This window comes from Nocardia sp. CA-145437, from assembly GCF_050956485.1.
GTDB lineage: Bacteria > Actinomycetota > Actinomycetes > Mycobacteriales > Mycobacteriaceae > Nocardia.
Genome location: NZ_CP191204.1, coordinates 6,598,566 through 6,621,817, shown reverse-complemented (window position 1 = coordinate 6,621,817; position 23,252 = coordinate 6,598,566). Strand labels below are relative to the sequence as shown.

2 protein-coding genes (1 of these 2 only partly in view) are annotated in these 23,252 nt (G+C 72.4%); both read left to right on the top strand.

What is annotated here, in order from left to right:
• Positions 1-4,161 carry the 3' portion of a non-ribosomal peptide synthase/polyketide synthase gene (locus tag ACQPYY_RS30595; protein WP_433591919.1) on the top strand. 13,845 nt of this gene lie to the left of the window's left edge, so the window shows 4,161 of its 18,006 coding nt (coding positions 13,846-18,006); the start codon falls outside the window, past its left edge; the stop codon is at positions 4,159-4,161.
• Positions 4,161-23,252, top strand: a complete 19,092-nt coding sequence (locus ACQPYY_RS30590; RefSeq protein WP_433591918.1) for a non-ribosomal peptide synthase/polyketide synthase — start codon at positions 4,161-4,163, stop codon at positions 23,250-23,252. Before ACQPYY_RS30595 ends, ACQPYY_RS30590 begins: the two co-directional genes overlap by 1 nt.

The window sequence follows — 23,252 nt, the reverse complement described above, 5'->3', positions numbered from 1 at the left end:
TCACGGCTGTCGGGCACCTCCGACATCGCGGTCGGCACCCCGATCGCGGGCCGCGGCGACGCCGCCCTCGACGACGTGATCGGCATGTTCGTCAACACCCTGGTGCTGCGCACCGGAACCGATGGCGCCGAGTCGTTCACCGATCTGCTGGCCCGGGTCCGCACGGGCGACATCGCCGCCTTCGGCAATGCCGACGTGCCGTTCGAGCGCCTGGTCGAGGTGCTCAACCCGGCCCGGTCCACCGCCCGGCACCCGCTGGTCCAGGTGGGCCTGTCCTTCCAGAACCACGAGCGCGCCGGCCTCGAACTGCCCGGCCTGACCGTGTCGGAAGTCGAATTCGACACCCACGTCGCGCAATTCGATCTGCACCTGTTCGCGGTGGACCACTACGCCGAGTCCGGCGCGCCCGCCGGACTGGAGCTGACCCTCGGCTACGCCCACGACCTGTTCACCGAGGCCACCGCGCAGCGCTTCTCCGCCGCGCTGGCCCGGCTGCTGGAAACCGTGGTGGCGCAGCCGGAGACGGCCATCGGCGAGGTCGACCTGCTGGGCGCGGGCCTGCGGCAGCGCATCCTGCACGACTGGAACGCCACCGCGCGCCAGCTGGCCCCGGCCACCCTGGCCGACCTGGTGGACGAGCAGGCGGCCGCCGCCCCCGGCGCGGTCGCGCTGCTGGACGACGCCGGAACCTCGCTCACCTACGGCGAATTCGACGCCCGGGTGAACCGCCTGTCGCGTCGCCTGATCGCCGCGGGCGTCGGACCCGAGACCGGTGTGGTGCTGGCCATGCGCCGCGGCATCGACCTGGTGGTCGCCATGTACGCGGTGGTGAAGGCAGGCGGCGCGTACGTGCCGATCGACCCCGACCACCCGGCCGACCGCATCGCCTACATCGTCGAGACCGCCGCTCCCGCAGTGGTTCTCACCACCTCGGCCGACGGCGTGTCGTTCCCCACCGAGGTGCCGGTGTTCGAGGTGGACCGGCTCGACCTGTCCGCGCTGTCCGCCGCCCCGGTCACCGACGCCGAGCGAGTGCGCCCGCTGCGCGAGCAGCACCCGGCGTACGTCATCTTCACCTCCGGTTCGACCGGCCTGCCCAAGGGCGTGGCGGTGCCGCACGCGGCCATCGTCAACCAGTTGCGCTGGCTGCGGGCCACGTTCGAGCTGGGCGCGGGCGACCGCGCGCTGCTGAAGACCCCCGCCACCTTCGACCTGTCGGTGTGGGAGTTCTGGTCCACCCTGACCACCGGCGGCAGCCTGCTGGTCTCGGCCGCGGGCGAGGAGCGCGATCCGGACCGCCTGCGCGCCCTGATCGAGGGTCACGGCGTCACCGTCCTGCACCCGGTGCCCTCCCTGCTGGGCATGCTGCTGGCCGGCGGCCCGCTGCCCGGGTCGGTGCGCGCGGTGCTGGCCATCGGTGAGGCGCTGCCCGCCGCCACGGCCGCCGAGTTCCTCGACCACCACGCCGGGAACGACTCCGGCGCACGGCTGTTCAACCTGTACGGCCCGACCGAGGCGGCCGTCTCGATCACCGCCTTCGAGGTGACCGAGCGCCACCGGCAGGCCGTGCCGATCGGCTCGCCCGCCTGGAACAGCCGCGTGTACGTGCTCGACGCCCGGCTCTCCCCGGTCCCGGTCGGCGTGCCCGGCGAGCTGTACCTCTCGGGTGCGCAGCTGGCCCGCGGCTACTTCGGCCGCCCGGCCCTGACCGCCGACCGCTTCGTGGCCGACCCGTTCGCCGGCGGCCGCATGTACCGCACCGGCGACATCGTCCGCTGGCGCGAGGACGGGGCGCTCGAGTACATCGACCGCGCCGACTTCCAGGTCAAGATCGGCGGTTTCCGGATCGAGCTCGGCGAGGTGGAGACCGCGCTGCGCCGCCAGCCCGGCGTCACCGCCGCGGTCGCGGTCGCCCGCACCGCGGGTGACGCGGGGTCGCGCCTGGTCGCCTACGCCGCGGTGCCCGGCACCGCCGCCGAGAGCCGCGACGAGGTGTCGGCCGCGCTGCGCGCCGCCCTGGGCGCGGAGCTGCCGAAGTACATGGTCCCGGCCGCGCTGATGGTCCTGGACGCCCTGCCGTTGAACGCCAACGGCAAGGTGGACCGGGCCCAGCTGCCGGAGCCGGTCTTCACGGTGGCCGCCTACCGCGAGCCGACCACGGCCGTCGAGCAGGCGGTGGCGGCGGGCTTTGCCGAGGTGATCGGCGCGGCCGAGGACGTCCTCATCGGCCTGGACACCGATTTCTTCGCCCTCGGCGGCAACTCGCTGATGGCGACCCGCCTGGCCGCCCGGCTCGGCGCGGATCTCGGTGTGCGGGTGCCGGTCTCGGCCCTGTTCGAGGCGCCGACCGTGGACGGCCTGGCGACCTGGATCGCCACCGCCGACCACGCCGACGCGCTGCCGCCGCTGGTGCGCCGCACCGACGCGGGCCCGGCCCCGCTGTCGCTGGCGCAGCAGCGGATGTGGGTGCTCAACCGCCTGCACCCGGAGTCGGGCGCCTACAACGTGCCGACCGCCATCCGGCTCACCGGCCACCTCGACCGGGCCGCGCTGACGGCGGCCCTGCGGGATGTGCTGGAGCGCCACGAGATCCTGCGCACCCGCTACCCCGAGGTGGACGGCGAGGCCGTGCAGGTGGTGCTCGAGGTCGGCGAGCTCGACGGCGAGCTGACCCCGGTTCCGGTGTCGGAGAACGACCTTCAGGCCACGCTCGTCGAGGTGGCCGCGGCGGGCTTCGACGTGACCGTGGCCCCGCCCGTGCGGGTCGTGCTGTTCGAACTGGCTCCGGACGAGCACGTCCTCATGGTGGTGCTGCACCACATCAGCGCCGACGGCTACTCGGTGCTGCCCATGACCCGGGACCTGGTGCTGGCGTACACCTCCCGTACGTCCGGCGCCGCTCCCGCCTGGACCCCGCTCGAGGTCCAGTACGGCGATTACGCCGCCTGGCAACGCACTGTGCTCGGCTCCGACGCCGATCCGCAGAGCCTGCTCTCGCGCCGGCTGGCCTTCTGGGTGGACGAACTGTCCTCCGCCCCGGACCAGCTGGAGCTGCCCACCGACCGGCCCCGGCCGGCACGGCGGGACATGCTGGGCAAGACGATCGATTTCGCGGTGGACTCCGACACCGTCGAACGACTGTCGACCCTGGCCCGCGCGCACGGCGCCACCCTGTTCGGGGTCGTGCACGCCGCCTTCACCGTGTTGCTGGCCAAACTGTCCGGCCAGCGCGACATCTCGATCGGCGTTCCCGTCGCCGGTCGCGGTGAGCGGGCACTGGACGACCTGATCGGCATGTTCGTCAACACCGTGGTGCTGCGCACCGAGGTGGACGGCAAGCTGACCTTCACCGACCTGCTGAAGCAGGTGCGCGATCGCGATCTGGCCGCGTTCGATCACGGTGACGTCCCGTTCGAGCGGGTGGTGGAGGCCGTGCTGGCCGCCACCGGCCGAGGCCGTTCGGCCTCGGTGAACCCGTTGTTCCAGGTGGCTTTCGCCTTCCAGAACATGGCGCCGGTGTCGGTCGAACTGCCCGGGCTGACCGTGGCGGCGCTCGAGCCCGAGCTGATCGAGGCCAAGTTCGACCTCCAGCTCACCGGCATCGAGCAGCACGACGCGGCCGGGAAGGTCACCGGTCTGGACATGCGATTCGGGTACGCGACCGACATTTTCGAGGCCGACTCCGTGCGTCTGCTGGCTCAGCGCCTGCGGTCGGTCCTCGACACCGTCGTCGCGAATCCGGACGTGTCGTTGCGCGCCATCGACATCCGGACCGAGGCGGAGCGCAACCGCCGCCCCGGCACCGGTGCGCCGAAGGCCGAATCGGTCGCGCCGCAGCAGAATTCCTCCACCTCTGCCGCGGCCGACCTGCCCACCCTGATCGCCGCCGCCGCGGCCGCCGCTCCCGCAGCGGTCGCGGTCACGCACGGCGAGCACACGGTGACGTACCGGGATCTCGCCGAGAAGATCGCCGTCACCGCCCGCGCCATGGGCGCCGCCGCGAAGTCGGAGGCGCTGGTCAACGTGGCACTCGCCGGGCTGGTGCCCGGCATTCTGGCCGCCCTCGGCGCGGCCGGACTCCGTCAGGTCCTGAGCACGCTCACCGCGGACGCGCAGGCCCTGGTCCTCAGCACGGAAAGCACGTCGGAAGGAAGCCTCTGATGCACTACGCAGAGTCGATCGCCACCAACCGGACCGGACGGGTCACGGCCTTGCGCCGGGCCTACGGCGTGGGCGACCTACCATGTCTGATCGCCGTCGTGGCCGAGCTGGACGCCGACCGCGTCGCGCTGCGCTACGCGGGCGACACCGTCGCCTACGGTGTCCTGGCCGCCGAGATCGCCATGCTGAGCGAGGCCATGGGCGGCGCGCTCGAGCCCGAGGCGCTGATCCAGGTGGTGGTCTCCGGCCAGCTGCCCGGCCTCATGGACGGCGAGGCCGGCGGCCTGACCGCGGCACTCGAGGCCCTGGTCGACGACGCCGTGCTCGCGGCGTCCGACGTCCTGGACCCCAAGCTGGCCCCGGTCGAGACGCTCAGCACCCAGTTCCGGGCGCAGGTCCAGCGCACCCCGGACGCCATCGCCATGGACTACGAGGGCGAGACCCTCACCTACGCCGAATTCGCCACGCGCGTCACCGTTCTCGCGCGCCACCTGCGCACCCTGGGCGTCGGCCCGGACGTGCTGGTGGGCCTGGCGGTGCGCCGCTCCTTCGAACTGCTGGTCGGCATGTTCGCCATCCTGGAGGCGGGCGGCGCGTACGTGCCGATCGATCCGGATCACCCGGCCGAGCGCACTTCCTACGTGCTCGAGGTGGCCCAGCCCGCGGTGGTGCTCACCACCACCGCCGACCAGCCGCCGTTCGAGATCGCCGCCCCGGTGCTGCGCATCGACGAGTTCGAGGACAACGCACGGGAACTGGGCATCCACGGCGACCGGCTGCTGTCCCCGGCCGACGACCCGGAGCTGCCCCAGCCGGGCCCGGACAACCTGGCCTACGTCATCTTCACCTCCGGGTCCACCGGCCGCCCCAAGGGCGTGGCCATTCCGCACCGCGCGGTGATCGCGTTCCTGCGCTGGCAGCAGCGGCAGTTCCGGCTCACCGACCAGGACGCGCTGCTGTTCAAGACCTCCACCACCTTCGACGCCTCGGTGTGGGAGATCTTCTGGCCCCTGACCACCGGCGCGCGGATCGCGATGACCCGCCCCGACGGCCATCTGGACCCGGCCTACCTGGTGCGGGTGATCCGCGAATCCCGGGTCACCACCGCGTTCTTCGTGACCTCCATGCTGGCCGCGCTGGTGGGCGAGGTGATGCGCAGCGGCGAGGAGATGCCCGATTCGCTGCGCTACCTGCTCACCGGTGGCGAGACCGTCCCTGTCGGAACCGCCGCTGACTTCCGCAGCGTCAGTGGCGCGACCCTCTTCGACGTGTACGGCCCGACCGAGTCCACCGTGCTGGCCACCTCGCACGAGGTCACCGCCGCCGACGTCGACTCCATCCCGATCGGCAGCCCCGGCGACGACGTGGAAGTGCTGGTCCTGGACGAGGATCTGCGTCCCGTGCCGGTCGGCGTGGTCGGCGAGCTCTACATCGCCGGCCCGCAGCTGGCCCGCGGCTACGCCGGTCGCTCCGGCCTGACCGCCGAGCGTTTCGTGGCCAACCCGGAGGGCCCCTCCGGCGACCGCATGTACCGCACCGGCGACCTGGTGCGCTGGGTGTCCAACCCCGACAACGGCCCCGACGAGCTGGAGTACGTGGGCCGCAGCGACTTCCAGGTGAAGATGCGCGGCCTGCGCATCGAGCTGGGGGAGGTCGAGACCGCGCTGCGCCGCGACGCCGCCGTCGCCCAGGCGGCGGTGCTCATGCACACCCGCGCCAACGGCGAACAGAACCTGGTCGGCTACGTGGTGGCCGCCGACGGTCACGAGATCGACAGCGCCGCCGTGCTTTCCACCGTGCGCACCCACGTGCCCGAGTACATGGTGCCGTCGCTGCTGGTGCCGATGGCGCAGCTGCCGCTCAACGTGAACGGCAAGGTGGATCGCCGGGCGCTGCCCGAACCGGACTTCGCCGACGCCGTCACCTCGTACCGCGCGCCGGAGACCGCCGCCGAGGAGGCGGTCGCCGCCATCTTCGCCGACCTGCTCGACCTCGAGGTGGTCGGCGCGGACGACGACTTCTTCACCATCGGCGGCAACTCGCTGATCGCCACCCGCGCCATCGCCCGCATTCGCGAGACCCTCGGCGTCACCGTGGACGTGCGCGACTTCTTCGAGCGGCCGACGGTGTCCGCGCTGGCCGCGCTGGGCGACAACGCGGGCCCGGCCCGGCCGCCGCTGACCGCGGGCCCGCGCCCGGACCACATCCCGCTCTCGCCCGCCCAGCAGCGCATGTGGTTCCTCAACCACTACGCGCGCAGCGAATACGATCCGGCCGCCGACGAATTCGATCCGGCCGCGGTGGACAACATGCCGTTCGCGCTGCGGCTGCGCGGCGACCTCGACACCGCGGCGCTGGCGGCCGCGTTCGCCGACGTGGTGGAGCGGCACGAGTCGCTGCGCACCTACTACCCGGCCGCCGAGCAGGGCCCGGCCCAGATGGTGCTGCCCGCCGCCGCGGTCGACCTGACCCCGCGCGACGTGCCCGAGGACCAGCTGGTCGGCACCGTACTCGGTTTGGCCGCACAGGGTTTCGACGTCACCGCCGAGGTGCCGCTGCGCGCCCGGCTGCTGCGCTCGGGCCCCGGCGACCACACCCTGGTCGTGGTGGCCCACCACATCGCCGCCGACGGCGCCTCCATCGGCCCGCTGGTGCGCGACCTGGTGATGGCGTACGTGGCCCGCCAGGCCGGGCAGCGCCCGCAGTTCGCGCCGCTGGCCGTGCAGTACGCCGACTACGCGCTGTGGCAGCGCGCCTGGATGGGCGACGAGTCCGACCCGGATTCGGTGTCCGCCCGCCAGATCGCCTTCTGGGCCGACGAACTCGCCGAGCTGCCCGCCCAGCTGGACCTGCCCGCCGACCGCCCGCGGCCCGCCGCGTCCAGCGGCCGCGGCGCGACCTTCGAGACCGTGCTGGACGCCGACCTGCGGGCCGCGGTGGACAAGCTGGCCGCCGCGCACCGCGCCACCCCGTTCATGGTGCTGCACGCCGCGCTGGCCGCCGTGCTGGCCCGGCTGTCCAACACCACCGACATCGCGATCGGCACCCCGGTGGCCGGGCGCGGCGATCAGGCCCTCGACGACCTGGTCGGCATGTTCGTCAACACCCTGGTGCTGCGCACCGAGGTGCGCGGCGCGGACTCCTTCGGCGACCTCATCGCCCATGTGCGCGACCGCGATCTGCGCGCCTTCGCCCACCGCGACGTGCCGTTCGAGCGCCTGGTCGAGGTGCTCAACCCGCCGCGCGCCCGCAACCGCCACCCGCTGTTCCAGGTGGCCCTGTTCATGCAGAACCTGGGCGAGCTGACCGCCGGGCTGCCCGGCCTCGCGGCCGAGGAACTGGACTTCGATCCGGGCATCGCCAAGTTCGACCTGCAGCTCACCGTGAACACCGCCGGTGACGGCTATCGGGTCGAATACACCTACGCCACCGACCTTTTCGACGACCACACGGTGCGCGAGCTGGCCGCCAAGTTCACCCGGCTGCTGGCCGCCGCCACCGCGGACGCCACGGTCGCCGTCGGCGATATCGAACTGCTCGACGCCGGGGAGTACGACTACGTCACCTCCAGCTGGAACGCCACCGGCTCCCGGGTTCTGGATCTGTTCCTGCACCAGGGTTTCGACGCACAGGTCGCCCGCAGCCCGAAGGTCCGCGCCCTGGTCTTCGGCGACACCGAACTGACCTACGCCGAGTTCTCCGAGCGGGCCAACCGCCTGGCGCGGCACCTCATCGCCGCCGGCGTCGGCCCGGAATCGCTGGTCGTGCTCGCCATGGCGCGCTCGGTGGAGCTGGTCGTGGCCATGTACGCCGTGCTGCGCGCGGGCGGCGCGTACGTGCCGGTGGACCCGTCGCACCCGGCCGAGCGGATCGGCCACATCCTGGCCACCGCGGGCCCGCACTCGGTGCTCACCACCCGCCGGGACGGTTTCGCGCTGCCCGAGACCATCGACGTGCCCCTGCACCACCTCGACGAGTTGAACCTCGAGGACTACTCCGCCGCCAAGATCGGCGACAAGGAGCGGCACGGGGTCCTGCACCCCGACCACCCCGCCTACGTGCTGTTCACCTCCGGCTCCACCGGCAAGCCCAAGGGCGTCGCGGTCACCCACCGCGCCATCGCCAACCAGCTGGCCTGGATGCAGGCCGAGTACGGCGTCCGCGCCCAGGACGTCTACCTGCAGAAGACCGCCACCACCTTCGACGTCTCGCTGTGGGGCTACTTCCTGCCGCTGCGCGCGGGCGCGACCCTGGTGGTCGCCACCCCCGACGGCCACCGCGACCCCCGCTACATCGCGGAAACCATTGCCCGGCACCAGGTCACGCTGACCGACTTCGTGCCGTCCATGCTGTCGGTGTTCGCCGCGCACGCCGAGCCGGGCGAACTCGACTCGCTGCGCGACATCTTCGTCATCGGCGAGGCGCTGCCGCCCGAGACCGTGACCGCCTTCTGGGCGGTCAGCGATGCCGGTGTGCACAACCTGTACGGCCCCACCGAGGCCGCGGTGTCCATCACCTTCCGGGAGGCGCACCGCTCCGACACCCTCGCCGTCCCGATCGGCGAGCCGGAGTGGAACTCCCAGGTGTTCGTGCTGGACTCGCGCCTGCACCCGGTCGCCATCGGCGTGCCCGGCGAGCTGTACCTGGCCGGCACCCAGCTGGCCCGCGGCTACCACGGCCGCTTCGACCTCACCTCGGATCGCTTCGTGGCCAACCCCTTCGGCCTGGGCGGGTCCGGGGGCGGCAACGGGTCGCGGATGTACCGCACCGGCGACCTGGTGAAGTGGACCGAGGACGGCGAGCTGGTCTACCTCGAGCGCCTCGACTTCCAGATCAAGTTCCGCGGCCAGCGCATCGAACTGGCCGAGATCGAGAGCGCCCTGCTGCTGGCCGCCGAGGTGGCCCAGGCCGCGGTGCGCCTGGTCACCGCCGAATCCGGCGACTTCCTGGCCGGATACGTGGTCCCCGCCCCCGGCGTCGAGCTGGATCCGGAGTCCCTGCGCGAGGGCCTGACCCGGGTGCTGCCGCCCTACATGGTGCCCACCGCCCTGATGGCGCTGCCCGAGCTGCCGCTCAACTCCAGCGGCAAGCTGGACCGCAAGGCGCTACCCGTTCCGGAACTGCGCGCCAAGGCTTTCCGCGAGCCGGTCGACCCGGCCCAGCGCCTGGTGGCGGCGGTGTTCGCCGAGGTGCTGACCGTCGAGCGCGTCGGCCTCGACGACGATTTCTTCGCCTTGGGCGGCAGCTCCCTGGACGCCGCCCGGGTCACCTCCCGCATCGGCGCCGAGCTCGGCTCCCGGGTGGCGGTGCGGCTGCTGTTCGAGTTCTCCACCGTCGAGGGCCTGGCCGCCGCGCTGGTCGCCGCCAACCCCGACGCCGCCCGCCCCGCGCTGGCCGCGCGCCCGCGCCCGAAGCGCATTCCGCTCTCGCCCGCCCAGCAGCGCTTGTGGTTCCTCAACCGCATCGAGGCCGAGGACGGCGAGCACAGCGTCTACAACCTGCCGATCGTGCTGCGCCTGCGCGGCAACCTGGACATCGCCGCCCTCGAACAGGCCACCCTGGACGTGCTGGCCCGCCACGAGTCGCTGCGCACCAGCTACCCGGACTCGGAAGCCGGTCCGTACCAGCACATCCTGGACGTCGAGGACATCGGCCTGAGCCTGAGCCCGGTGCCCGTCACCGCGGCCGAGGTGGCCGGGGCGATCACCGCCTTCGCGTCCGCCGGTTTCGACGTCACCACCGAACTGCCGTCGCGCATCGGTCTTTTCATCGTCGATGAGCACAGCGTGATCGACGACGAGGCCGCGCCGGCCGCCGAGTACGTGCTGGCCGTGGTCGTGCACCACATCGCCGCCGACGCGCTGTCGCTGCAGCCGCTCATCGGCGATCTGATGCGCGCCTACCTGGCCCGGACCGCGGGGCAGCAGCCCGGCTTCGAACCGCTGGCCGTGCAGTACGCCGACTACGCCCTGTGGCAGCACGAACTGCTCGGCGACGCCGGCGAACCCGGCACCGTCGCCCACCAGCAGATCGAGTTCTGGCGCGAGACCCTGGCGGGCCTGCCGCCGCAGCTGAGCCTCCCGGCCGACCGCCCCCGCCCGGCGGTCGCCACCAATGCCGGTGCCGCCGTGCCGTTCTCGGTCGACGAGACCGTCGCCGCCGGACTGCGCGAGCTGGCCCGCGCCCACGGCGTCACCCTGTTCATGGTCGTGCACGCCGCCTTCGCGGCCCTGCTGGCCCGCAGCTCCGGCACCGCCGACATCCCGGTCGCCTCCCCGATCGGTGGCCGTGGCGAACGCGAACTCGACGCCCTGATCGGCATGTTCGTCAACACCCTGGTGCTGCGCACCCAGGTCGAGGCCGACCGGCCCTTCACCGATCTGCTGGGCACGGTGCGCACCGCCGACCTGGCCGCCTTCGGCCACGCCGAGCTGCCCTTCGAGCGCATCGTGGACGCGCTGGCCGTGGACCGCACCACTGGCGCGCCGCCGCTGGCCCAGGTCATGCTGTCGTTCAACGACGCCCGCATGAGCGGCGGCACCGGCACCTTCGAACTGCCCGAACTGGCCGTCACCCCCGTCGAGATCGACGACCCCACGGTCAAATTCGACCTGCACCTGGTGGTCGGCGAACTCGGCGAGCAGGCCGGGCTGACCGGCAACCTGCGCTACGCCACCGAGATGTTCGACGCCGCCACCGCGGCCTCGCTCACCGAGCAGTTCGGCCGCCTGCTGGCCGCCGTGGCCGCCGACGCCTCCATCCTGGTCGGCGACATCGACCTGCTCGGCGACGCCGAGCGCGAACTCGTGGTGCGGGGCTGGAACGCCACCGCCTTCGACGTGGACGCCGCGCTGGGCCTGACCCCGGCCGCCGCCGCTGACGCCAAGACCCTGATCGCGCTGTTCGAGGAGCAGGTCGCCCGCACCCCGGACGCGATCGCCCTCACCGTCGAGCACGCCGATACCTCCCAACCGGCTACGAGTCTGTCCTACGCCGAGTTCGCGAGCCGCGTCCGTCAGCTCGCGCGCTGGCTGATCAGCGAGGGCGTCGGCCCGGAATCCCTGGTCGCACTGGGCATGCGCCGCTCCCTGGACCTGGTGATCGGCATGTACGCGGTGTCCGCCGCCGGTGCCGGCTACCTGCCGCTGGACCCCGACCACCCGGGCGAGCGCCTCGAGTACATCCTCGAGACCGCCGACCCGGTCACCGTGCTGACCTCCGGCGTGGATCTGCCGCTCGACACCGCCCAGGTGCGCATCGACCTGCTCGACCTGACCGGCATCGCCGACGCGCCGATCACCGACGCGGATCGCATCGCCCCGCTGCGGGATTCCAACACCGCCTACGTCATTTTCACCTCCGGGTCCACCGGCCGCCCCAAGGGCGTCGCGGTCAGCCACGCCGCGATCGTCAACCGCCTGGTCTGGGGCCGCTCGGCGCACGGCCTGACCGCCGACGACGTGGTGCTGCAGAAGACCCCGATGACCTTCGACGTGTCGGTCCCGGAGTTCTTCCTGCCCTTGCAGATCGGCGCGCGCCTGGTGATCGCCAAGCCCGAGGGCCACAGCGATCCGGTGTACCTCGCCGAACTCATCGCCCGCGAGGGCATCACGGCCGCGCACTTCGTGCCGTCCATGATGACCGTCTTCGTCGCCGAGGAGGCCGCCGCGCGGTGCACCTCGCTGCGGATCGTCTTCGCCTCCGGTGAGGCGCTGTCCTCGAAGCCCGCGCACCAGCTGCGCGCGCTGACCGGCGCGGAACTGCACAACCTCTACGGCCCGACCGAAGCCGCCGTCGAGGTGGCCTACCACCAGGTCACCGATGCCGACGTAGACGCCGTGCCGATCGGCCGCCCGACCTTCAACACCGAGCTCTACGTGCTGGACGCGCGCCTGCGCCCGGTCCCGGTGGGCGTCGCGGGCGAGCTGTACCTCGCCGGCGACCAGCTGGCGGTCGGCTACGTGGCCCGCCCGGGTCTGACCGCGGATCGTTTCGTGGCCAATCCGTTCGGTGCGTCCGAGCGCATGTACCGCACCGGTGACCTGGTCAAGTGGAACCGCGACGGTGAGCTGGAGTACCTGGGCCGCACCGACTTCCAGGTGAAGCTGCGCGGTCTGCGCATCGAACTGGGGGAGATCGAGGCCGCGCTGACCGCGCACCCCGGGGTCGCCCAGTCCGTGGTCGTGGTGCACGGCTCCGGCGCCGACGCGCAGCTGGTCGGCTACGTGGTGCCCGCCGCGGGCGCGGAGATCTCGGTGGGTGCGCTGAAAGCCGAACTGGCGCAGCGACTACCGGTCTACATGGTGCCCGCCGTCCTGATGGCCCTGGAGTCCTTCCCGGTCAACAGCTCCGGCAAGCTGGACCGCGGCGCGCTGCCCGCCCCGGCCGCCGCCACCACCGCCTTCCGCGCGGCCACCGGCCCCGAGGAGCGGATCGTCGCGGAGGTCTTCGCCGCCCTGCTCGGCGCCGCGCGAGTCGGCGCGGACGACGACTTCTTCTCCCTCGGCGGCAACTCACTCATCGCCACGCAGCTGGTGGCGCGCCTGGGTAAGGCCGCGGGCGTGCGGATTCCGCTGCGCGCGGTGTTCGAGGACGCGACCGTCGCGGGCCTGGCCGCCAAGATCCGTGCGGCCGACGCCGAGACGCTGGTCGAGCTGCCGCCCGTGGTCGCGCAGGAACGCGGCGACCACATCCCGCTGTCCATCGCCCAGCAGCGGCTGTGGTTCCTCAACCGCTTCGACATCCGCGACGGCTACACCATTCCGTTCGCGCTGCGCCTCACCGGCGCGCTCAATGTCGAGGCGCTGCGTGCCGCGGTCGCCGACGTGGTGGACCGCCACGAGACCCTGCGCACCATCTACCCCGAGCACGACGGCCAGGCGAGCCAGCTGATCCTGCCCACCGGCACCCGGCTCAGCGACCTGACCCCCGAGCCCGTCACCTCCGCCGACCTGCCCGGACTGGTGGAATCGGTGGCGCGCACCGCCTTCGACGTGACCGCCGAGGTGCCGTTCCGCATCCGGCTGCTCGAACTCACCGACGAGCCGGGCGTCCACCTGCTGGTCCTGGTGGTGCACCACATCGCCGCCGACGGCTGGTCCTTCGGCCCGCTCACCCGCGATATCGCCACCGCCTACGTGGCCCGGTGCGCCGGTGAGGTCCCCAATCTGGCGCCGCTGCCGGTGCAGTACGCCGACTTCGCGCTGTGGCAGCGCGCCGCCCTGGGCGGTCCCGAGGACTCCGAATCGGTGCTGGCTCAGCAGCTCACGCATTGGACCCGCCGCCTGCACGGCGTCCCGGACGTGCTGCCGCTGCCCACCGACCGTCCCCGGCCCGCCGTGGCCAGTGGTCGCGGCGCGGGCTTCAGCGGCCGCTTCGACGCCGAATTGCATTCGGCTGTCCTGGCTTTCGCGGCCGAGCGCCGGGTCACCCCGTTCATGGTGCTGCACACCGCGCTGTCGGTGACGCTGGCCCGCCTGTCCGGCACCGCCGACATCGTGATCGGCACCCCGGTCGCGGGCCGCGGCGACGAGGCCCTCGACGACCTGGTCGGCATGTTCGTCAACACCCTGGTGCTGCGCACCGAGGTGCGCCCGGACGCCGCCCTGGCCGAGCTGCTCACCCAGGTGCGCGACACCGACCTGACCGCCTTCGACCACGCCGTGGTGCCCTTCGAGATGCTGGTCGACGCGGTGAATCCGGTGCGCTCCCAGGCGCACGCGCCGCTGGCCCAGGTGACGCTGACCCTGCAGAACCACGCCCGGCCCAGCATCAAGCTGAACCGCCTGGCCATCGAGGCGCTCACCGTGGACGCCACCGCCACCCAGTTCGACCTGGACTGGACGCTGGCCGAGACCACCGGCGCCGACGGCGCGCCCGGCGGCATCGACGTCTACATCACCTACGCCACCGACCTCTTCGACGCCGCCACCATCGGCGGCTTCCAGGAGACCTTCGAACGCGTGCTGCGGGCGCTGCTCGCCGATCCGCGCGTCGCCGTCGGTGACGTGGAGATCATGTCGCGCGCCGAACGCGGTGCGCTGCTGGTGGATCGCAATGCCACCACCCGGCCGCTGCCGGTCGAGACCCTGGCCGCGCTGCTCGACGCGCGCGCCGCGCTGGATCCCGACGTGGACGCGCTCGTCTTCGAGGGCGAGCGGGTCGGCTACGCGGACCTGGCCCGGCGCGTGAATCGCCTGGGCCGCCTGCTGATCGCGGAGGGCGTCGGCCCGGACGCGATCGTCGGCGTCACCGCCCAGCGGTCCGTCGACATGGTGGTCGCGCTGTACGCGGTGGTGGCGGCCGGAGCCGCCTACGTGCCGGTCGACCCGTCCCACCCGGCCGACCGCATCGCGCATGTGCTCGGCACCTCGGACAGCACCCTGGTGCTGACCGTCGGCGGGGCCACGCTGCCCGAACTCGCGGGCGTGCGCGTGCTCGACCTCGCCGAACTGGCGGAATCCGGTGCACTGGAAGAGTTCTCGGACGCGCCGATCACCGAAGCGGACCGGCTCGGCGTCCTGCACCCGGACAACCTCGCCTACGTGCTGTACACCTCCGGCTCCACCGGCCTGCCCAAGGGCGTGGCCACCAGCCACCGCGCCATCATGAACCAGCTGCGCTGGCTCGAGGAGCGCTACGGCGTCACCCGCGAGGACAGCATCATGCAGCGGGCCCCGCTGGCCTTCGACGTCTCGGTGTGGGAGTGCTTCCTGCCCGCCATGGTCGGTGCGCCCCTGGTGATTCCGCGTCAGGGCCCGCTGGACCTGGACTACCTGGCCGGCCTGATGCGCGAATTCGGCGTCACCATCGCCGAACACGTGCCGTCGGTGCTGGCCGCGCTGATCGCCGAGGGCCACGGCGACGCCCTGAAGTCGTTCCGCCACCTGCACACCGGTGGTGAGGCGCTGCCCGTCGAACTGCTCGGCCGGCTGCGTGAGCTGGTCGGCGGTTCGGTGCACAATGCCTACGGTCCGACCGAGGCCGCGATCTCGACCATCTACCACGAGTTCTCCGACGCCGACCCGGATTTCGAGGTCGCCATCGGCCGCCCGAACTGGAACACCCGCGCCTACGTGCTCGACGCCCGCATGCGCCCGGTGCCGATGGGCGTCATCGGCGAGCTCTACCTGGCCGGCGCCCAGCTGGCCCGCGGCTACCAGGGCCGCGGCGCGCTGACCGCCGACCGGTTCGTGGCCGACCCGTTCGGCGTACCCGGCGCGCGCATGTACCGCACCGGCGACCTGGTGCGCTGGAACCGGGCCGGCGACCTGGTCTACATGGGCCGCAACGACTTCCAGATCAAGCTGCGCGGTCAGCGCATCGAGCTCGGCGAGATCGAGGCCGCCCTGCTGTCCGCGCCCGGCGTGGCCAACGCGGTGGTGCTGCTGGCCGAGGACACCACCGGGGCGGACTGCCTGGTCGGCTACGTCTCCGGCGAGCAGCTCGACGCCGAGGCGGTGCTGGCCCACGCCCGCACCCAGCTGCCCTCCTACATGGTGCCCGCGCACGTGGCGGTCCTGGACGCCATGCCGCTCACCACCGTCGGCAAGCTCGACCGGGCGGCCCTGCCCGCCATCGAGTTCACCGCGACCACGGTCGCCTTCCGGGAGACCGCGCCCGGCGCGGAGGCCACCCTGGCCGCCCTCGCCGGGGACCTGCTCGGCGGCGTCACCCTCGGCGCGGACGACGACTTCTTCGCCCGCGGCGGCAACTCGCTGCTCGGCATGCGCCTGATCGCCCGCGCCAACGCGGCTCTCGGCGTGGAACTCAGCGTGCGTCAGCTGTTCGAGGCCCCGACGGTCGCGGGCCTGGCCGCGCTGGCCACCGCGGCGGGCACCGGCCTGCCGCTGCGGCGCATGGTCCGGCCGGAGCGAATCCCATTGTCCCCGGTGCAGACCCGCATGTGGCTGCTCAACCGGCTGGACCCGGAATCCGCGGCCTATAACCTGCCCTCGGCGGTCCGGATCACCGGCGAGATCGACACCAGCGTCCTGCTGGCGGCCTTCGGCGACGTGGTCACCCGCCACGAGGCGCTGCGCACCATCTACCCGTCGGACGCGGACGGCGTCGGCTACCAGCTGATCCTGCCCGCCGAGACCGCGCCGCTCCCGCTCGAGATCCACACCGGCGAGAACGCCGCCGACCCCGCCTGGATCGCGGCCTTCGCGAACACCGGATTCGACGTCACCACCACCGTGCCGATCCGCGCCGCGCTGCTGCGCGAATCCGAGGACAGCCATGTGCTGGCCGTGGTGCAGCACCACATCGCGGGCGACGGCCAGTCGATGAACCCGCTGCTGCGCGACACCGTCACCGCCTACCTGTCCCGGGCGGCCGGACACGCGCCGGAGTGGACCGACCTGCCCGTGCAGTACGCCGACTTCGCGCTCTGGCAGCGGGCCACCCTCGAGCTCATCGGAGACCGCGAACTCGGGTTCTGGACCGAGACGCTGCGCGACCTGCCCGAGGAACTGTCCCTGCCCACCGACCGGCCCCGCCCGGAGGTGGCGTCCGGCCGCGGCGCGTACCTGCACACCAAGGTCGACGGCGAGCTGGCCGACGCGATCAAGCGAATCGCGGAGGCGCACAACGTCACCCCGTTCATGGTGTGGCACGCCGCGCTGTCGCTGCTGCTGGCCCGCCTGTCGGCGAGCACCGACATCGCCATCGGCACCCCGATCGAGGGCCGCGGCAATGCCGCCCTCGACGACCTGGTCGGCATGTTCGTCAACACTCTGGTGCTGCGCACCCAGCCGGAACTCGGCCGCGGTTTCGACGCGCTGCTGGCGCAGACCCGCGACGCCGACCTGGCCGCGTTCGACCACGCGACCGTGCCCTTCGATCAGGTCGTGGACGCGCTCGGGGTGTCCCGCACGCAGGCGCGGAACCCGCTGTTCACCGTGGCCCTGGCGTACATGAACCTGGACACCCCGACCTACTCGGCGCCCGGCCTGACCCTGGCCGGCGTCGACTACGAGGCCCCGGTGTCCCGCTTCGACCTCCAGGTCACCGTCTCCGACGAGCCGGACGCCGAAGGGCGGCTGGCCATCGAATGGAACTACGCCACCGACCTTTTCGACGCCGAGACCATCGCGTCCTTCGCCGAACGCCTGGAGCGGGTGCTGCGCGCCGTGGCCGCCGACGCGACCGCGCCGATCGGTGACATCGAGCTGATGGAGGCGGCCGAGCGCCGCGATGTGCTCGAGCTGTGGAGCGATCCGGGCGCGGGCATCGGCGAGACCGGCGACACCATCACGAGCCTGTTCGAGAACGCGGTGGCACGCCACCCCGAGCGGATCGCCGTCGGTTTCGGCGACGAGCAGCTCACCTACGCCGAACTGGATCGGCGCGCGAACATGCTGGCGCGCAGGCTGATCAGCCACGGCGCGGGCCCGGAATCCCTGGTCGCGGTGCTGCTGCCGCGCACCGCGGAGCTGGTCGTCGCCCTGCTGGCCGTGCTCAAGGCCGGTGCGGGCTACGTGCCGCTGGACCCGGCCTACCCGGCCGACCGCATCGGCTACGTGCTCGAGCACGCGAAGCCGACCAGCGTCATCACCGACTCCACCGTCGGCGTCGAACAAGCGCTGGGAGACGCCGCGACCGCCGCACTGAACATCATTCGCCTGGACGAGGATTCGCAGGACTGGCCGGGCACGCCGGTCACCGATGCCGACCGTCCCGCCCCGCTGCACCCGGACAACCTGGCCTACGTGCTCTACACCTCCGGCTCCACCGGCCGCCCCAAGGGCGTCGGCGTGACGCACCGCAACGTGGTGCAGCTCATGGAGAACATCGTTCCCGAGTTCGAGTTCAGCCAGGACGATGTGTGGGTTCTGTTCCACTCCTACGCCTTCGACTTCTCGGTGTGGGAGCTGTGGGGCCCGCTCTTCCACGGCGGCAAGGTCGTGGTGGTCGACTTCCTGCTCTCGCGCTCCCCGGAGCAGTTCCTCGAACTGCTCAGCCGGGAGCGGGTCACCGTGCTCAACCAGACCCCCTCGGCCTTCTACCAGCTCGACGAGGCGGATCGGCTCGCGGCGGCGGCCGGTACCGCGCACGACCTGTCGCTGCGATACCTGATCCTCGCCGGTGAGGCCCTGGAACTGCGCCGCCTCTCGGATTGGGTCGCCCGCCGCGGCGACGCAGAGCCGCGACTGGTGAACATCTACGGCATCACCGAGACCACGGTGCACGTCACCCACCGGTCCCTGGACGCCGGAACCATCGCCGCCGCCACCGGTTCGGTGATCGGCGAGGCCATCCGCGGGCTGCGCACCTACGTCCTCGACGAGCGCCTGCACCCGGTACCGGTCGGCGTCTCCGGCGAGCTCTACGTGGCCGGTGCGCAGCTGGCGCGCGGCTACATGAACCGCCCGGACCTGTCCGCGGCCCGCTTCGTGGCCAGCCCCTTCTGCGCGCCCGGCGAGCGGCTCTACCGCTCCGGTGACGTGGCCCGCTGGAACCGCGACGGCGAACTCGAGTACCTGGGCCGCGCCGATGATCAGGTCCAGGTGCGCGGCTTCCGCATCGAACTCGGCGAGATCGAAGCGGCCGTGCTCGCACAGCCGGGCGTCGCGCAGGCGGCGGTCATCGTGCGCGAGGACCAGCCGGGCGATCAGCGCATCGTGGCCTACCTGGTGCCGGACGCGGCGAGCCGCGACATGGAGCCCGGCGGCGTCTCCGTCACGATCGACGCCGTCCGCGACGGGGCCGCCGAGCGGCTGCCGTCCTACATGATCCCGTCGGCCTTCGTGGTGGTGGACGGAATCCCGTTGACCGTCAACGGCAAACTGGACCGTCGCGCCCTGCCCAAACCAGAACTCCGCACCGCCGAGTTCGTCGCCCCGCGCACCGACGCCGAGCGCACCGTCGCCGGCATCGTGGCCGCGGTGCTGGGCATCGAGGACGCGGAGCGGGTCGGTCTGGCCGACGACTTCTTCGCCCTCGGCGGCAACTCGCTGACCGCCACCCAGGTGGCCGTGCGGCTGTCCGCCGCGTTCGGTGCGCAGGTGCCGGTGCGCGCGGTGTTCGAGGCCCCGAACCTGGAGGCGCTGGCCGCCGCCGCGGTCGCGACCGACCTGAACGCCGCGGTCCGCCCGCCGCTGCTGCCCCGCACGGCGGGCGGCCCCGCGCCGGTTTCGCCTGCCCAGCAGCGCATCTGGTTCCTCAACCGCCTGGATCCGGATTCGACCGCCTACAACATCCCGCTGCCCATCCGCCTGACCGGACCCCTGGACGTGGCGGCGCTGCAGGCCGCGATCGCCGATGTGGTGGTCCGGCACGAGGTGCTGCGCACGGTCTACCCGGAGACGGCGACCGGTCCGGTGCAGGTCGTGCTGCCCGCCACCGCGGTGTCGGAACTGCCCGCGCTGGAAGCGATTCCGGTCACCGAGGCGACCGTCGTCGCGGCGGTCACCGAGCTGATCGGTCAGGGCTTCGACGTCACCGCGTCGGTGCCGCTGCGGGCCGCGCTGTACGAGCTGGCCCCCGAGGACCACGTCTTCGTGGTGGTCATGCACCACATCGCCGGTGACGGCGCCTCGCTGGCCCCGCTGGCCGCGGACGTCATGACCGCCTACGCGGCCCGCAAGTCCGGCGTCGCCCCGGCGTGGACGCCGCTGCCGGTGCAGTACTCGGACTTCGCGGTCTGGCAGCGCGATCTGCTGGGCGCCGAGGACGATCCGGACTCGCTGATCTCCCGTCAGCTGGGCTTCTGGACCGAGCGCCTGGCCGGGCTGCCGCCGCAGCTCGAGCTGCCCACCGACCGGCCGCGCCCGGTGGTGCTGGAGACCGCGGGTCGGCGCGTCGACTTCACCGTCGACGCCGAAACCCACACCGCGCTCACCGATCTGGGCCGCGCGAACGGGGCCACCCTGTTCATGACGGTGCACGCCGCGTTCGCGACCCTGCTGTCGCGGCTCACCGGGTCGGCCGACATCGCGGTCGGCACCCCGATCGCGGGCCGCGAGGACGCCGCGCTCGACAACCTGGTCGGCATGTTCGTCAATACGCTGGTGCTGCGCACCGGCGTCGACCCGGCCGAGGGCTTCGACGCGCTGCTGCGCCGGGTCAAGACCGACGACGTCGCCGCCTTCGGCAACCCGGACGTGCCGTTCGAGCGTCTGGTCGAGGTGCTGAAGCCGGAGCGCTCGACCGCGCGCCACCCGCTGGTGCAGGTCGGTTTCTCCTTCAACAACCAGCGTCCGGCCGCCTTCGACCTGGACGGGCTCACCGTCGCCGCCGTCGAATTCGACAGTGACGTCACGCAGTTCGACCTGCACCTGGTGATCGTGGACAGCTACGACGCCGACGGAACTCCCGCCGGACTGACCGCCACCATGACCTACGCGACCGCCCTGTTCGACGCCGTCACCGTGGAGTCGTTCGTGCGCCGCTTCCAGCGGGTGCTCGACGCGGTCATCGCCGACGCGTCGGTGCGGACCGGTGACATCGACCTCCTCGACGCGGACGAGCGCACGCTCATCCTCGAGGAGTGGAACGACTCGGCGGCGGTCTTCGGGGTCGAACCCGAACCCACCCTGGTCTCGCTGTTCGACGCGGCCGTGGCCGCCAACCCCTGGAACATCGCCTTGGTGGCCGAGGGCCTGGCGCTCACCTACGCCGACCTGGACGCGCGGGTGAACCGCCTGGCGCGCTTCCTGATCGAGCACGGCGTCGGCGCCCACGACACCGTGGCCCTGGCGCTGCCGCGCTCCGCCGACCTGGTCGTGGCCATCTACGCGGTGATCAAGACCGGCGCCGCCTACGTGCCCGTCGACCCGGCCCAGCCGGGGGAGCGGATCGCCCACATCCTCGACACCGCGCGGCCCGTCCTGGTGCTGACCGCCGCGGATCTCGAACTGGACGAGGCGATTCCGGCCGTGCGACTCGACCGGCTCGAGCTCGGCGGCTATCCGTCCGAGCCGATCACCGCGCGGGAACGCCGGCACGGCCTGGTCGCGGGAAACACCGCGTACGTCATCTTCACCTCCGGCTCCACCGGCCGCCCCAAGGGTGTGGCGGTGTCGCACCAGGCGATCGTCAACCGCCTGGTGTGGATGCAGTCCGAGTACCGGCTCACCGCCGCGGACGTGGTGCTGCAGAAGACGCCGGCCACCTTCGACGTGTCGGTGTGGGAGTTCTTCTGGCCCTTGCAGGTCGGCGCGCGCCTCGTCGTGGCCGCCCCCGAAGGCCACCGCGACCCGGCCTACCTGGCCCGTGTCATCGACGCCGAGGGGGTCACCACCGCCCACTTCGTGCCCTCGATGCTGGCGGCTTTCGTGGCCGAGCCGGCCGCGGCCGGATGCATCGGGCTGCGCCAGGTGTTCGCCTCCGGTGAGGCGCTGCCCGGTGGCGTGGCCCAGCGGCTGCGAGCGCTCACGGGCGCGGAGCTGCACAACCTGTACGGCCCCACCGAGGCCGCCGTCGACGTCACCTACCACCAGGTCGTCGACGCCGACGTGGACACCGTCCCGATCGGCCGCCCGGTGTTCAACACCCGGGTCTACGTGCTGGATTCGCGCCTGCGGCCGGTTCCGGCGGGTGTCGCCGGTGAGCTGTACCTGGCCGGTGACCAGCTCGCCACCGGGTACGTGGAACGGCCCGGCCTGACCGCGGATCGCTTCGTGGCCAACCCGTTCGGGACGTCGGAGCGGATGTACCGCACCGGTGACCTGGTCAAGTGGAACCGCGACGGTGAGCTGGAGTACCTGGGCCGCACCGACTTCCAGGTGAAGCTGCGCGGTCTGCGCATCGAGCTCGGCGAGATCGAGACGGCGCTGACCGCGCTGCCCGAGATCGACCAGGCCGTGGTCGTGGTCTGGCCGGGTCAGGACAGCGGCGGCGAGCACCTGGTCGCCTACCTGGTGCCGGCGGGCTCCGGCGCCCCGGACGCCGACGCCGTCCGCCGCGTGCTGGCGCAGCGCCTGCCGTCGTACATGGTGCCCTCGGCCTTCGTGACCTTGGACGCTCTGCCGCTCAACACCTCCGGCAAGCTCGACCGCCGGGCGCTCCCGGCTCCCGAGTTCGCCGCCCGCGAGTTCCGGGCTCCGGCAACGGAGCTGGAGACCACCGTGTGCGCCGCCTTCGCCGAGGTGCTCGGCGTCGAGCGGGTCGGCCTGGACGACAGCTTCTTCGAGCTCGGCGGCACCTCGCTGGTCGCGGCCCGGCTGGCGTCGCGGCTGGGCGAACTGCTCGGCACCACGGTCCCGGTGCTGCTGCTGTTCACCGCGTTCACCCCGGGCGAGCTGGCCCGGGAACTGGAGGCGGCGAGCGGCGCCGATCCGGAGGCCGCGCTGGACGTGCTGTTGCCGCTGCGCCGCGAGGGCAGCGTGGAACCGCTGTTCTGCATCCACCCGGTCGGCGGCATCTCCTGGTCCTTCGCGGGCCTGGCCGCCCACCTGAACTCCGACCGCCCGATCTACGGTCTGCAGTCACCGGCCCTGAAAGCCGATGGCGTGCTGCCGGATTCGATCGAGGACTGGGCCGCCGAATACGTGGCCGCGATCCGGTCGGTACAGCCGTCCGGGCCGTACCACCTGCTCGGCTGGTCGCTCGGCGGTGTCCTCGCCCACGCGGTCGCGGTGCGACTGCAGGGCGAGGGCGAGCAGGTCGCCACACTGGCCATGCTCGACAGCCACCTGGCCCCCGCCGGGGCCGGGCCGGTGTCCACCGACGCCGCCCTGGCCGAGGTGCGGGAACTGCTGGGCAGCCTGCTCGGTGACCGCGCCGGCGACCTGGACCTCGAGGCCGTCACCACGCCCGCCGACCTCGCGGCCCGCCTGGTCGCGTTGCCGGATCAGGGCGACGGCTGGGGTCCGGCCTCGCTCGGCGAGGACCGGATCGCCCGCATCCTCGCGTCGAGCCTGCGCTCGATGGAGCTGGCCCAGGCCTACCGTCCCGGCCGTTTCCACGGCGACCTCACGTATTTCACCGCAGCCCTGGAGGAACCGGCCGCGGCCGGCGCCGCCGGGTGGACCGCCGCCGTCGACGGCGCGGTGCGCGATCACGCGGTACCCGAAACCCATTGGCAGATGACATCGCCGACGGCGCTCGCGCTCATCGCGCGGTCGCTGAACGCACTGTGGCACTGA

Bases quoted from the DNA above. Each gene is read 5' to 3' on its own strand.
- ACQPYY_RS30590 (WP_433591918.1), top strand. From the start codon at position 4,161: ATGCACTACGCAGAGTCGATCGCCACCAACCGGACCGGACGGGTCACG.